General features: G+C 64.6%; 14 protein-coding genes and 1 tRNA gene. 3 read left to right on the top strand and 12 right to left on the bottom strand.

Annotated elements, in window-relative coordinates:
* Positions 1-37 precede the first annotated feature (37 nt).
* The 6 genes from M3C17_RS11730 to M3C17_RS11755 form a co-directional block, all read right to left on the bottom strand.
* The gene (locus tag M3C17_RS11730) at positions 38-478 is read right to left on the bottom strand and encodes a hypothetical protein (RefSeq protein ID WP_259977938.1); all 441 of its coding nucleotides are present in this window, start codon (positions 476-478) and stop codon (positions 38-40) included.
* A 694-nt stretch (positions 479-1172) separates the two neighbouring features.
* On the bottom strand, positions 1173-1433 hold the full coding sequence (locus M3C17_RS11735) for a hypothetical protein (protein ID WP_259977939.1): 261 nt from the start codon (positions 1431-1433) through the stop codon (positions 1173-1175).
* A 166-nt stretch (positions 1434-1599) separates the two neighbouring features.
* On the bottom strand, positions 1600-1779 hold the full coding sequence (locus M3C17_RS11740) for a hypothetical protein (RefSeq protein WP_259977940.1): 180 nt from the start codon (positions 1777-1779) through the stop codon (positions 1600-1602).
* 42 nt (positions 1780-1821) lie between these two features.
* Positions 1822-1895: transfer RNA gene (locus M3C17_RS11745), tRNA-Arg, on the bottom strand.
* Between the two features lie 26 nt (positions 1896-1921).
* The gene (locus M3C17_RS11750; RefSeq protein ID WP_259977941.1) at positions 1922-2134 is read right to left on the bottom strand and encodes a hypothetical protein; all 213 of its coding nucleotides are present in this window, start codon (positions 2132-2134) and stop codon (positions 1922-1924) included.
* A gap of 214 nt (positions 2135-2348) precedes the next feature.
* Complete coding sequence (locus M3C17_RS11755; RefSeq protein ID WP_259977942.1) at positions 2349-2660, bottom strand: hypothetical protein; 312 nt, start codon at positions 2658-2660, stop codon at positions 2349-2351.
* Between the two features lie 1335 nt (positions 2661-3995).
* Between M3C17_RS11755 and M3C17_RS11760 the strand changes: the two genes are divergently transcribed.
* Complete coding sequence (locus tag M3C17_RS11760) at positions 3996-4568, top strand: dihydrofolate reductase family protein (RefSeq protein WP_259977943.1); 573 nt, start codon at positions 3996-3998, stop codon at positions 4566-4568.
* A 65-nt stretch (positions 4569-4633) separates the two neighbouring features.
* The gene (locus tag M3C17_RS11765) at positions 4634-5872 is read left to right on the top strand and encodes a Fic family protein (RefSeq protein ID WP_259977944.1); all 1239 of its coding nucleotides are present in this window, start codon (positions 4634-4636) and stop codon (positions 5870-5872) included.
* Positions 5873-5926: 54 nt separating this feature from the next.
* Here the strand turns inward: M3C17_RS11765 and M3C17_RS11770 are convergent, their stop codons facing one another.
* From M3C17_RS11770 to M3C17_RS11795, 6 genes are all read right to left on the bottom strand, one after another.
* Positions 5927-6229 (bottom strand): putative quinol monooxygenase, encoded by a 303-nt coding sequence (locus tag M3C17_RS11770; RefSeq protein ID WP_259977945.1) that lies wholly within the window; start codon positions 6227-6229, stop codon positions 5927-5929.
* Positions 6226-6765 carry a glycerol-3-phosphate responsive antiterminator gene (locus M3C17_RS11775; RefSeq protein WP_259977946.1) on the bottom strand — a complete coding sequence of 180 codons (540 nt, stop codon included), beginning with the start codon at positions 6763-6765 and terminating at the stop codon, positions 6226-6228. Before M3C17_RS11775 ends, M3C17_RS11770 begins: the two co-directional genes overlap by 4 nt.
* A 69-nt stretch (positions 6766-6834) precedes the next feature.
* Positions 6835-8364 carry an FAD-binding oxidoreductase gene (locus M3C17_RS11780; RefSeq protein ID WP_259977947.1) on the bottom strand — a complete coding sequence of 510 codons (1530 nt, stop codon included), beginning with the start codon at positions 8362-8364 and terminating at the stop codon, positions 6835-6837.
* Positions 8361-9989, bottom strand: coding sequence for a glycerol-3-phosphate dehydrogenase/oxidase (locus M3C17_RS11785; RefSeq protein WP_259977948.1), 1629 nt, complete (start codon positions 9987-9989; stop codon positions 8361-8363). Before M3C17_RS11785 ends, M3C17_RS11780 begins: the two co-directional genes overlap by 4 nt.
* Before the next feature lie 46 nt (positions 9990-10035).
* The gene (locus M3C17_RS11790; RefSeq protein ID WP_259977949.1) at positions 10036-11559 is read right to left on the bottom strand and encodes an FGGY family carbohydrate kinase; all 1524 of its coding nucleotides are present in this window, start codon (positions 11557-11559) and stop codon (positions 10036-10038) included.
* An 11-nt stretch (positions 11560-11570) separates the two neighbouring features.
* Positions 11571-12962, bottom strand: coding sequence for an MFS transporter (locus M3C17_RS11795; protein ID WP_259977950.1), 1392 nt, complete (start codon positions 12960-12962; stop codon positions 11571-11573).
* Between the two features lie 244 nt (positions 12963-13206).
* Here M3C17_RS11795 and M3C17_RS11800 point away from each other — a divergent pair, with 244 nt between their 5' ends.
* Entirely contained in the window at positions 13207-14322 is a 1116-nt protein-coding gene (locus tag M3C17_RS11800; protein WP_259977951.1) for an alcohol dehydrogenase catalytic domain-containing protein, read from the top strand.
* Positions 14323-14337: the final 15 nt, after the last annotated feature.

Raw genomic sequence — 14337 nt, forward strand, 5'->3', positions numbered from 1 at the left:
ATACACAGAGGGGAGCCACCCCAAAGGGTGATGGTCGTTATAGGAGAACGGTTACGCGATCCGCGTCAGTGCCGTTCCATCGCGTCTCAAACCCGTTCGCCTCGAAGACAGCAACAGCCGCAGCAACCCTTTCTAAGTCACCACCATGAAACAGTGAGAGTTCGGTCACGGGGTATGTGTTTTGAACGGACTCTTCTACGTACTCATCCTCTTCGTAGTCAAAGTCCAACTCGTCTTCCCACACGGTTAGCGTCAGGTGACTGCCAAACATGTTCCATGACCAACTTGGGTCACTACCGTGCTGTGTCACGAGAATCTCCGCAAGATAGGTGTCCACACTCAGGTCAACGCTGAGCATCTCGGGAAGGTTCGTGCATCCGTAACAGCAAGCTCCTTCGCCCATATACCACTTGATGCCGAGCGCTTCAATCTCAGCGACCGCCTTGGTGAAGAGTTCTTCCTTGGTGTGAGTGCTCATGGTCTTTGCGTCCTTTGGTCTTGGTGATCACCCTCCTTGGGTGCTCATAGTTATGTACTAACGAATGTCCGAATGGGAAAGTACACATCTTGGAGACACTTCACCATCGCGATAGATCGAGTTATATAACTTACCATAAGTCTTAAAATAAGCTCAGAAATCGAACACACGAAAGTTGCCCCTCACTCAACGAAGAGCAAGGGGCAACCGAAGCAACAGCTGAATCAGTAGTTGAGATACACGCGAACCGCGAACACCCCATCCCACGCAGTGTGAAGACCCGCCTCACGGAACGCACTCACAACCTCACTACCGTCCCTCGTGAAGTTGACCCACAGAACATCAGCAGGTTCACCCACACTCCAAACCACAGGAGCGCCGTCAGGCACATCTAAAGCAGCACAGACATCACAACACGCGGCAAGACGAGTAGTAACACCTCGCTCCATCAACAGGCGCTCAGCAGCGCTCACACGGGCATCAAGAATCGAACTCATCAGAGAACTCCAATCAATCAGGGAAACAAGGAGGGATACCTTGTTCTGACATCTCTAACGAGCAGAACCAACGAACCAACACGAACCCACACCGGGACGGTTCCACGTCCCCAACGACCGGGAATAGAAGTGATTCAAAAAGAAGAAGCCCCCACCCAACGAAGGGCAAGAGCTTCAAGTAGATGAGTAGAACTACATCAGGATGTCTCGGAAGCAGCCATGAACAGCGAGTAGTCAAGCAGCGAGAACGCCACAGCCAACACACTCTCCGACGAAGCACGCAGACCCTCCGCCCGCAAAATGCCCTCAGCGACCCGGAACGAGGCATCAGACGGCACAGAATCCGCAGAACGCATCAACACAAGCAAATCCTCCCTGTGAGCCTCATACGCCCGCACAGAACGAGCATCCGAAAGAAACGAGATCACACCCGGATCGTTCACAAGAAGATTCACCATACCCACCAAGATACGAACAACATCAGACACCGGGACGGCTCTACGTCTCTGAATAATTCCCGGTCGGAGCGGGTGAGAAGAACCCCGCCTGATGGACGACAAGCGGGGTTCAGATTGTGAGGCTACTCATTCCGAGAAGTAGCGGAAGGCGGGGCCGTGCGATACGTCAGTCCCACAGCCCATCAAAGTCAACTTGTTTGATGATGCGTACCTTGTCATCACCAACAGTTTCTGCTGCTACCGCTGCCTCATCAGTATCAGGGATATGGCGTCTCACTTCACGCACATGCCCGATGACACTACTGCCGGGTTCAGGGGTGAAGATTCTTGTCTCTATGATTTCCATTCTGTTGTCCTTGCGTTATCACGGTGAGCATCATGCCCACTGACCCCGTGGCGGGACTCAAACCCGCAACCTCCTGCTCCGCAAGCAGGTGCTCTATCCAATTGAGCTACACAGGGAGGGAACACCCGAAGGGTGCTACCGCTCAACCTTCTGTGTAGTAATCCACAGCAGTGGCTTTGAAAGTCTGATAAGCAGCGTCAAAGAGTTCCACGCCGTTGAAGTCTTCAAAGTACGCAAGTATCTTCGCGTCAAAGTCTTCATCGTTCACAACAGGGAAGCGAACATCAAGTATAGGAAGCTCCCAATCAAGTTCGTTCAGTTCGGCAACAGTGGTGATGCGAGGTGTGGTAGTCATTTCGGTTTCCTTCGGTCGGAGTGAACAACCGTTTCGTTGTTCTTCCTTATCTCTAACGGATGTCCGAATGGGCAAAGTACAGATTCCGGATACGTCGGAATCCAACCGGGATAGTTCCACGTCCCTCGCGACCGGGAAAAGAAGTACTCCCGAAACAAGGTATCCCCTCAGTCATCACAACCAAGGGGATACCAAGAATCAGACAGCAGCAGCATCAAGCATCAAAAGAGAAACCAATCGCGGTGATGCGAGGACTAAAGAAAGAACTCCTACCTGTCGCTACTCCATCAAAAACAAGTGGAACGACATCATCACGGTAGACATCCCTCCTGAGTGACTTCAAGAGAGAGCGACTGAACACGCCTTCTCCTACCACGTCAAACCACAGCGTCTTCGTAGGAGTGGGAAACATCCAATCAGGAACATCCTCAACATAAGTCTCGTAATCCACTGAACGCTGCGCAGGGTCGGCAGCGAACCTCATCGCGAAGTGTCTCTCAATCTCTTCTCTGTCTTGTGTGTTCATGGTGTACTCCAAAGGTCATAGAACACATCCGACTGATGCGCTCACTACCTATATCGGTAGAAACACAAGAATGCGGATGAGCAAGGGATGAAGCGCCAACACAGGTAGACACATCCATCGGGGGAAAAGTAGACACTGTTCACACGTGGAGACACTTCAAACATCAACACCGAAGAGAAGCAACAGCACCGGCAGACGCCCACGACCACACACGAGGGGAGTGCCCATCCTGTCCAACCGGGGAAGTCTTCTGATGAACACACCCGCACACACAGTCAACAAACACCGCCTACACGGAAGGGGATAAACCCCTCCCGCACAGCAAACCCCTCCAAGGAGGGGCACTCCCCACCAACCACCACCCGCAACAAGCACCACGCCTACCGGCACCCACACCGCAACCCGCAACACCCAACCGCAAGCCCCGTCCTACAACACCCGCAAAATGCGGATGAACAACGCAGCCCTCAACCGCAGCACCGCAACCGGGGAAGCAACATCACCCGCAACGAGTACTCACAAGCCCGCAACATCAGAAGCAAAATGCGGGTAGCCACCGCAACACCACCGCAAGCAAAATGCGGGTGGATCAGAACAAGGAGAGCATAGAGCTACTCCTGACCATAGCGGTTGGCGACCGCGAGGGAGACGACCGACGACGGGAAGGAGAAGCGCGACGCTCTCCTTGTTCTGATGGGCAACTGATCTATCAGTTGTCTGCTCCCGAAGGGAGCCTCCACCCTCATTCGCTATCAGTAGGTATCACCAACATCAGAACAAGGAGAGTGAACCTATGAAAGACAGGTGATGGGGTTGGAAGAAGGGGGAGATCAGAAGAGGTGGATGAACCCCTTAAGAAGAGAAGAGATGAGTTATCTCGTATATAACCAAGAGCGCTGCTGTTCGGGGTGGGGTTCCGGTAGTACGTGAATGGGGGTGGGTGTCGCTATCCTCGGTCCGCGCGTGGTGTGGGGGTGGGCAGTTCTTGGGGCTGTTGCCGGTAGGGGATCTCGGCGGCTGATGCTTGCTCCACACCACGCCTTCCCTTGCCGCAGGGTCTCGGGGACATAGAGACTGTCCCAACCATCTATCAGACTGTCCAAACGGGCGTAGGTGTTAAAACGGGTGTTAATATGGTTGCGAAGTGGCTCCGATGCCCCGAGAAGCCCGGTAAATCAGGGGTAGCAGTGTATCGGTTCAAATCCCACCGTCACCGCCATGAAAGCCCCCGAGAGATCGGGGGTTTTCGCGTATCCGGCGTAAGTCCGGGGTATCGCCATGTCTGTCACCTCAGGTACGTTAACCCGTACTCAGGTGTACGACATAGGAGTTGCCATGACCAGATTGATCGTCAGCATGTGGACGACCGTCGACGGCTATGTCGCCGGACTCGATGACTCCATGGACTGGCTTCGCGCCGATTCCGACCTCATGGACTACGAGCTCGACCTCGTGGAGAACGCGGGTGCTCTTCTGCTCGGCCGGATCACGCACGCCGACTTCGCCTCCTACTGGCCGGCCGTCGCCGCCGGAGAGGTCGACGCCGACGAGGGCAATCGGCGCTACGCTCGCCGCCTCGATCAACTCGACAAGTTCGTCGCCTCTCGCTCGGGCGACGTCGCCCCCTGGCCGGAGACCCGGCACGTCGAAGAGGTGAGCGCCAGCGAAATCCAGCGCATCAAGGATCACGCGGACGGCGACGTGGTCGTCTACGGCAGCCTCAGCCTGATCTCGACGCTCAACGCGTTGCACGCGATCGACGAGTTCCACCTCGTCGTCAACCCCGTTCTCCTCTGCCAGGGCAAGCCCGTCCTCGGCGCAGACCAGCCTCCGACTCCGCTGGAGCTGCGGGAGTGCCGTCCGTTCTCCTCCGGCGCGGTGCTGCTTCGGTATGCCGCGCGGGGCTGAATGATCTGGAGGTCCAGCGCGCTGTTACCAACAAATAACTCATTAACTGTTGGTATCCTGAGGGAATGGCCACGGATACGGCGTTCCCCTCGATACCGATCGAGGGGGTCTCGCACGAGACCTTCGAGTGGGTGCCGCGCGCTCCGGAGGTGTTCTCACGCGCCGACGTGGCGCGGCAGACAGGTCCGTACGACGCGACCGTGACAGCGCCGATCGCTCAGTGGCATCCCCGGCTCTCCGGCGAAGACGCGGCCGACGTCGAAGATGCCACCCGTCAGCTGGTCGAGTTCGATCAGCATGCGCAGAAGAAGCTCGGCACGGACAATCCCGCCCTCGGGCCGATGACCGCGATACTGCTGCGCACGGAGTCGGCATCGAGCTCCCAGATCGAACACCTGACGACCTCGGCGAAGCAGCTCGCCCTGGCCGAGATCGACGAAGGCGACAAGGCGAACGCTCTGACGGTCGTCGGCAACGTCCGCGCCATGGAAGCTGCGCTCCAGATGGCCGACGACATCAGTCAGGACTCCATCCTCGCCATGCACCGTGCGCTGCTCACGCACCAGCGCGGCCTCGAGCACGAGGCCGGCCGCTACCGCCAGGAGCAGGTCTGGATCGGCACGGGGAATGCCGGCCCTCGCTTCGCGACGTTCGTCGCCCCGCACCATGACCGCATCCCCGAAGCGGTCGCGGACCTGGTCGCCTTCATCGACCGCCAGGACGTCTCGGTCTTGGTTCAGGTCGCGGTCGCGCACGCCCAGTTCGAGACCATCCACCCGTTCGTCGACGGCAACGGCCGCACCGGACGTGCGCTCGCGCAGTCGATCCTGCGCAACAAGAAACTCGTCGGCTCCACCGCCGCGCCGATCTCGGCGGGGCTTCTCGTGGACACCGAACGCTACTTCGCGGCCCTCGGCGCGTTCCGTGACGGGGACGCCGGCCCCATCGTCCATGAGTTCGCGATGGCCGGCCGTATCGCTGCGAAGACGGGCACGCGGCTCGTGGACGACCTGGCGGAGCAGCTCGACGAATCCCGCCAGAAGATGAAGGGCATCCGTGCGGACGCCGCAGCCTGGAAGGTGCTCCCGCACCTGGTCGGCCAGCCTGCGGTGAACACGAAGTACCTCATGGCCGAGCTCGGCCTGGGTGAGATGGCGGCGCTGCGCGCGCTCGACGCGCTGACCGCGCGGGGAGTGCTCACCGAGACGACGGGGAAGGGTCGCAATCGGGTCTGGCAGCACCGCGGGATCCTCGGGGTGCTCGACGCGTATGCCGCGGAGATCCGCCGCATGGCCGCGCACTGATCACTTCGTCCGAAGGAGAGCACGCGCCCTCGCGGTCGACGAGAACCGGGTCGGTCAGAGGGCGCCGGTGCCGGTGTAGGCGGACACGGTGCGGTCGGCGAGCAGCGGGATGATCGTGCCGACGGCGATGCGCTGGAAGTGCGCGCTGTCACGGTGCGCCTGGAAGGCGGCGGCATCGACGTAGCGCTCCGCGATCGTGAACCGCGTGGGCTCCTCCAGGTCACGCGCCACGGTGTAGGAGATGTTGCCTGCTTCGGCGCGACTCGCCTCGGCGAGCTGCGGGAGCAGCGTCGCGACCTCATCGGCGGTGTCGCTCGTCGCCGTGTACGTCGCGATCACAGTGAAGTGCGTTGTCATTGCTGTTCCTTCTTGTATGTCCAGAGAGCGCGAGCGCTCGTCGAGACACCGGTCGCGCCGCACGCGAGCGCGGCGATCACATCACGGGGAGTCGAGATGAATCCGCCTGCCAGCACAGGGCTGACCGTCATGATCGGCTCGTCTCGGATATAGGGGAGCACCGGCGCGGGCATGATCTGCACGTAGCCGGGCTGCGCCGAGGCCACCGCCTGGGTCGCACGGGGGAGATTCAGCCGGTCGGTGACGAAGAGCTTCTGGACCGCGACCATCTGACGCGCCTGCACCCGGGAGATGATCGTCCCTCGGGTCGTCACGGTCCCGTCGACGCCGATACTCGCCAGGAAGTCGATGCCGCCCGCGTCGCTGGCGAGACCCGCGATCGAATCGAGATTCACGAAGACGAACCGCCCCTTCTCTCGAAGCCCGGAGACGAGCGATTCCAGAGAACGCAGATCGGCGTTCGCCAGGATGCACGCAGGCGCATCCGTCGCGGTGAAGGCCTCGATGTCATCCGCGGTGAACAGCGATGCGATCACCGGCCGACACCGGAGGAGCCTGCTGAGCACGCCCCTCCGGTGTTCCAAAAGCTCCATCACGTCAGCGTATTACGGCAGCCCGAGCTTCCCCGGGTTCAGGATGTTCTTCGGATCGAGGGCTGCCTTGACGGTGGACAGCACCTCGAATCCCGCGCCGAGCGACGCCGCCATGTACGGCGCACGCAGAAGACCCACACCGTGGTGGTGGCTGAGCGTCGCGCCGTGCTTCACGATGACGGCGTTCGCCGCATCCCAGGCCGCGCGGTACCAGTCGGCACGGTCCTCGACGGCGACGTCGCCGCGCAGGCTGAAGTACAGGCAGGCGCTGTCGACGTACGCGTGCGACTGGTGCGCCGATCCCGCGAGCGTCCCGGGGACGCCCTGCAGTGCCGCGACGACCTCCTCGTAGATCGCCGGCAGGTCACGCCAGACGCCGATCATCTCCAGGGTGTCCGCCACGAATCCCGGGCCCTTCGTGAAGCCCTCGGCGCTCTTGCCGGTCAGGTAGCGCGTGTCGAGCCAGCGCTCGAAGATCGCGTCGCCGTCGAGCTCGGTCCCGCCCGTCTCCGCGCAGGCCGCAGCCGCGATCTCCAGGCCGGCGTCGACGATGCCCGCGGCGCCCTCGTCGGCGATGAGCAGCACCGCCTGATCCGGGATGTCGAACTGCACGCCGCTCTCCAGCGCGTCGTACAGCCGCAGCGCCGCGGGCGTCGCGCCCCGCTGCATGATCTGACGGCACGCTTCCAGGCCGGCGGCGAAGTCCGCGAAGCCGTACGCGATCGCCCGACCGTAGTCCGGCAGCCGCTCCAGCTTGAAGCGAATCCGGGTGATGACGCCCAGGGTTCCCTCCGAGCCGATGAAGAGCTGCAGCAGATCCGGTCCGACCGCGGCACGAGCGGTGCCGCCGAAGGTGGCGAGGGTGCCGTCGGCGAGGACGACGTCCATGCCCACGACCATGTCCTCGATCTTGCCGTAGCGCGTCGAGAGCTGACCGGCGCCGCGGCAGGCGACCCACCCGCCGACCGTGGAGATCGCGTAGGACGACGGCCAGTGCCCTGTGGTCATCCCGTAGTCGCGCTGGATGGTCTCCTCGAAGATGTCACCGAAGACGCCGGCCTCGACATCGACGATCTGGCTCTCCGCATCCCACGAGACGATCCTGTCGAGACCGCACACATCGAGGACGATCCCGCCGCGCAGGGGAAGCGCTGCGCCCGTGACGTTCGAGCGTCCCGCGGAGACGGTCACCGGGATGCCGTGCGCCGACGCGACGCGCATGACAGCCTGCACCTGCTCGGTGGTCGACACCTTGACGATGACGGCGTCGATGACGGCGGGCGCACCGCTGGTCTCGGCGATCATGGTGCGCGCCCACCAGTCACGGGTGCCCGCGATGACGTCCGCCTGCGCCGTGAGGACCTCATCGGCCACTTCGCGCAGCTCGGCGGTCACGGCATCAGGGACCGCCACCACATCGGCGGCGAGGGAGGCCGCATCGGCCGCTGCCGCAGACTCCGGCGCCCAGTGCGGAGGTGTCGGGGCACCCACCACATAGTTCCCGCGGTTGTATCCGCGCTTGACGGCTTCCTTGCTGATCATGCCTTGTCTCCCATCAGGATGGCCTTCTCTGTGGCGACCGCGGCGCGGTAGCCCGACACCTGCGCGTCGCGCTCGATGTCACTGAAACCCAGCTCGCGCTGGAGGAGCTCGGCCACGCGGGGCGCGGCCTCAGCCGACGCGTCACGGGCCTGGATCCGGCTGCGCGTGCGGCGCGCCAGGATGTCGTCGACGTTGCGGGCCATCTCGTGACGGGCCGCGTAGACGACCTCCGCCTCGAGGTAGGGGAGCCCCGCGACCAGAGGCGTGCTCAGCGACGGGTCGTCGGCGATCAGCTGCCCCAGGAACGCGGCCTCCGTGCCGTAGCGCTCACCGAAGTGCGCACGGATGCCCCCGGATGCCACGACGGCCTCCGGATCGTAGCCGGCAGAGCCGAGCAGGTACGCGTCCTTCGTGCGCACACGGCGACGTTCACCGAGCACCTTCTGCGCCGCATCCACCGTCTGCTCCGCCATGTGACGCGCCGTCGTCAGCTTGCCGCCGACCACCGTGACCAGGCCGTCGGCGTCGGTGCGGATCTCGTGGTTGCGCTTGACCTCGATCGTCTTCCCGCCCGGGGGAGCGACCAGCGGCCGCGTGCCAGCGATGCTGCCGAGCACCTCTTCCGGCTTGATCTCGGTGTTCAGCGCCACCTGGGCGCCGTCGAGCAGGAAGTCCAGTTCGTCCCGCGTGCAGTGCACGTCGTCCAGATCGCCCTGGTAGTCCTCGTCGGTCGTCCCGAGATACGCGGTGTCGCCCCAGCGCGTGATGGTCGCACGGCGGTTGCGTCCCGGAACGGGGATGGTCACGGTGCAGTCGTTCTGGATCTTCACCCAGGGCACGGCGACGTGCACGCCCTTGGCGGGGCGGATGTTCGGCACGTCGGTCCCGGGCTTCGTCCCGTCCCAGTCGCGCAGCCACGACCCGACGGCGATGACGACCGCCCGTCCGCGGACGTCGATGGACTCGCCGTCCGTCTCGACGACCACTCCGGCGACTTTTCCGCCCTCGCGCCGGACATCGGTGACCTTCGCGCCGTTCAGGATCGTCGCGCCGTGGAAGGCCGCCGTCCGTGCGATCGTCAGTGTGAGTCGTGCATCGTCCGCCCGGGCGTCGTAGTACATGAAGCCGCCGTCGAGGTTCTCCGCCTTGAACGTGGGGCAGTGCGCGAGCACCTCGTTCTTCGACAGCTTCTGGTGCAGGATGCCTTCCCGCCAGCCGCCCGCGAGGTCATACGTCCACAGCAGCGACTCGAATCCGGCGGCGAGGCGACGGTCGAAGACGCCGTCCACGCTCAGCACCGGGAAGAGGAACGGGAGCCGCTGAACGAGGTGCCGCGCGTTCCGCCGCAGCCGCTGGCGCTCGAGCAGCGAGTGCCGCACGAGCGGCAGGTTCCCCTGTTCGATGTACCGCAGCCCTCCGTGGATCATCTTCGAGGACTTGGAGGACGTGCCCTCGGCGAAGTCCCCCTTCTCGAGCAGCGCGACACGGTAGCCGCGCAGGGCCGCATCCATCGCCGCGTAGGCGCCGGTGATGCCACCGCCGACGATGATCATGTCGTATCGCTCGGTCCGCAGCTTCTCCTTGCTCTCGCTGCGGTCGAGTCGGAGTGGTTCCACCAGGGTCATGCGCTCACGCGCATGGTCCGCTTTGCGGGCAGGCAGGCCGACCATCTCACACCTCCAGATTCGTGTGTCGTTGACTGAGTTCGATCTCCGCGTGCACACGGGCGCGCCACGAGGCCACCCGCTCATCGCGTTCGTCCCGGGACATGAGGGGCTCGAAGGCGGCCTCGTGCGCGAGCAGGGCGGACGTGGACTCCACGTCGTCCCACATCTCTCCCGCTCCGGCGAGGAACGCGGCGCCGCGGATGCTGGCGTATTCGGTTCCCTCCAGGCGCCGCTGCGGCACCTGGGTGAGGTCGGCCTGCATCTGCAGGAGCGGATCGCTGTGCGCGAGGCCGCCGCCGACGGTGACGCCGGTCACGTCGATCCCGGCGACCTCGGTGTCCGCCTCCAGGCTCCAGGCCACCGACTGCGCGATGCCCTCGAGCACGCCGAACGCGACCTGCGCTCGGGTCGTCGCGAAGTCGATCCCCGCGAGCGCCGACGTCACGTCGGGGTTGACCACGGGCATGCGCACGCCGGTCATCGCCGGGATGAACTGCACCGAGCCGGCCGCATCCGCTCCGGCGGCCGCTGCGGAGATCGCCTTCGCGCTCTCGAACCAGCCCAGGGTGTCGCAGATCCAGTCCAGGGCGCTGCCCGTGGCCGCGGTGAACGTCTCGATCGAGTAGCGGGAGAGGCCGCCGGACCGCCAGGCGACGAGCGACAGCGCCCCGTCGTACCTGCCCGGGTTGTCCGGTTGCGCAGTGCCCATGTTGAGGTCGACGAACGACCCCGTGCCGTGCACGCACATCGCGTCGCCGGCGTGGAGAGCGCCGACGCCGATCATGCCGGCGTGCAGGTCGCCGATGACGGCGCGAAGCGGAACCTCGATGCCGAGGACCTCGGGATCCGTGAGCCCGAACTCGCCCCCATCGTCGCGCAGCTCGGGGAGCAGCTCGGTGGGGAAGCCGAGCGCATCGATGTAGTCGTGCGCGTAGGAGTGCGCACGCAGGTCGTAGGCGCCACTGCTCGTCGCGTTCGTGGCTGTCGTGACCAGGGGCCGACCCTGCACGAGATTCCAGATCAGCCAGGTGTCGATCGTGCCGAAACCCAGCCGACCGGCCCGATAGGCCTCGCGCACGGCGGGGTCGTCCTGGATCTGGCGCGCCGCGGTGAGGTAGGGCGTGCGGACGCCGGTTCCTCGTCCCACGCGCGGGATCAGCGCACTGTTCCACGTCGTGCCGAGCTCGGCGAGGTCGTCGGCATAGCGCGTGTCCTGCCAGACCACGGCAGGGGCGAGCGGCTGCCCGGTGCGGGTGTCCCAGAGGACGGAGGTGGCCCGCTGGGTGGCGATCGCCATGCTGACGATCGCCACCCCCTTGGACTGTGCATCGGCCAGCGTGTGGCGGACCGCGAGGATCGTCTTCGAGAGGATCTCCGCGGCATCCTGCTCGACCACACGGTGGCGAGGGGCGGAGACGGCGAGTCTCTCGTAGTGCAGGCCGCCGACCTCCCCGCTCTCGTCGACCCATGCGGCGCGAGTGCCGGTCGTTCCTTCGTCGATCGCGAGGATCGCCTTTCGCTGAGCCACGGTCATTCCTTTCAGCGAGTCGCGCTGGCGAACTGCGGTGCATCGACCTCTTCATCGGGGCTGACGGTCGCACGCGTCGGCTCCCACTTGATGACGGAGCAGACGATGAAGCCGACGAGAGGCACGAGAGAGAGGATCAGGAACGTCGTGCTCAGGCCGAGCTCCTCGCGCAGCAGCGGGAAGACGACGAGACCGAGCGCGGCGCCGAGGGAGCCGATCGCCCCGATGATGCCGTTCGCGCCGGCGCGCAGCTCGCTGCGGAACGACAGCGTCGACAGGCTCTTGCCGTTCGCGCCCGGCCCGGCCGAGTGGAACAGGATGAACAGCGACGGCACGACGAAGGCCAGCCACAGGGGCAGCGAGTCGAAGAAGAACCCGAGGATGAGCAGCATCACGAACACCGCGCCGAAGCCGATCGCCGAGGCGCGGCGCAGGCCGAGCCTGCCGGCGACGACCGGAGAGAGGAATCCGCCGACGATGCCGAAGACGTTGAACAGCAGCGTGCCGAGCGTCGCCAGGACGAAGTCTCCCTCGCCGAACAGGGCGAGCGCGATGATCGGCAGATACCATCCCACCGCGAAGTACTGGATGGACTGGCCCATCTGGACTGTCGCCGCAAGGACCGTGCGCGGGAGGTAGGTGCCGCGGAAGATCAGGGCGACGTTGCGGATGCCCTTGTTGGCGAGGTTCACGACGGCGACCCGCTCCGAGACCGGCGCGGCGACGAACTGCTCCTTGTAGATGCGCGTCATCGACTCCGCCGCCTTCTCCAGGCGTTCCTTGCGCGCCAGCCACGTGGGGCTCTCGACCAGCAGGGTCGCCTGCAGGATGAGCAGGATCAGCGCGACCACACCGGCGGCGCCCACGGCGTAGCGCCAGATCGCATCGCCGACATCCATGCTGTAGAAGCCGATCGCGAGAAGCAGGTTCGTGGACACGGCGACGTACCAGATGCCCTGCCAGGTGTTCAGTCGGCTCTTGAAGCGAGCGGGCGTGAACTCGGCGAGGAGTGCCATCGCGATGGCGAAGTCGATGCCGTAGGCGGCGCCCACGAAGAAGCGACCGGCGACGACGAGCTCGAACGTGGGCGCGAAGGCCGCGATGAGCGCACCGGCGAGGGCGAGGACCTTGGCCGCGATCAGCGGAGGGATGCGACCGTAGCGATCGGCGAGCCAGCCGCCGATGGGGTTGAAGACCAGGGCCACCCACGAGGCCATCGAGGTCAGCAGCGCGACCTGTCCGGCCGTGAGGCTCATGTCGCGCGTCATCGGCCCCAGTCCCGCGCTCAGCGCCGAGTTGGAGAACGCGTCGAGGAAGAGACCGCCGAGCGCGAGCCACCAGATGATCGCGGCGCGACCACGGATCCCGGTGCGGGAATCGATGAACGCGACGACGTCGTGCACACCGCGAAGGCTATGTGTTGCCATCGGAAAATGACCTCTCTGTCATCCCGACGGAATGCAACATCAGCAAAAAGGGCAAGCGAAGACCTCCGTCAGGAAATCTTCATCTTGCCCTGTGGGAGCCATAGTGACATGTCCGGAGGCAGGGCGCAAGCCGCAGTCCGGTTTGGTCGGAGGCGCGTTCGCGCCCTACCGTGTTGACCCATACCCGTCGCCTCCCTCCCCTCGAAAGGGGTCCGCACGCATGAAGATCACCGGAGCAGTCCTCGCGCACACCGGCGCCGAGCGCCCTTATGCGGCCAGCAAACCGCTGATCGTGCGCGAAATCGAACTCGACGAACCGGGGCACGGCGAGCTGCGGTTGCGGATCGAGGCCGCCGGGCTGTGCCACTCCGATCTGTCGGTCGTGAACGGGACCCGCCCTCGCCCGATGCCCATGCTCCTGGGCCACGAGGCCGCCGGAATCGTCGAGGCTCTCGGCCCGGGAATCGACGATCTGGAGGTCGGCGATCGGGTCGTCACCGTCTTCCTGCCGCGGTGCGAGGAATGCGCCAACTGCCTCACCGGCGGAAAGCTCCCCTGCACCCCCGGGAGCGCGACCAACGGCGCAGGAACACTGCCCTCCGGTGCCCGCAGACTGCACGATGACGCCGGTGAGGAAATCCACCACCACCTGGGGGTCTCCGGGTTCGCGACCCATGCCGTCGTCGACCGCAGATCGGTGGTGCGCGTCGGCAGCGACGTCCCGCCCACCGTCGCCGCCGTCCTGGGCTGCGCGGTGCTCACCGGCGGCGGAGCGGTTCGCAACGCGGGTGGGCTCGTGGCCGGCCAGGACCTCATCGTCGTCGGGCTCGGGGGAGTCGGAATGGCGGCGGTGCTCGCCGGTCGCGCGATCACGCACGCGGCGGGCGGTCGGGTGATCGGCATCGACTCGAACACCGACAAGCACGCCACCGCGCTCGCGCTCGGCGCCGACGCCGTGCACACCCCGGAGGAGGCGGCAGAGCTCGGCATCACCGCGCCTGTCGTCGTCGAGGCTGCGGGGCACCCGCGCGCCTTCGAGACCGCCTTCCACGCGACCGCACCCGGCGGCATCACCGTGACAGCGGGCCTGCCCGCGCCCGGAGCGACCTCGCAGATCCCGCCGCTGACCGTCACCGCCGAGGCGCGCACGATCATCGGCTCCTACCTCGGCTCGGCCATCCCCGCACGGGACATCCCCGTGTTCGAGGCCCTCTGGCGCGACGGGAGTCTGCCCGCCGAGAAGCTGATCACGTCGACCATCACCCTGGACGGGCTGAACGAGGCGCTCGACATCCTGGATGCGGGAGACGCGATCCGGCAGTTGATCGTCTTCTGACGGCGCCGCTCGTCT

Source organism: Microbacterium sp. p3-SID336 (genome assembly GCF_025143365.1).
Lineage (GTDB): Bacteria > Actinomycetota > Actinomycetes > Actinomycetales > Microbacteriaceae > Microbacterium.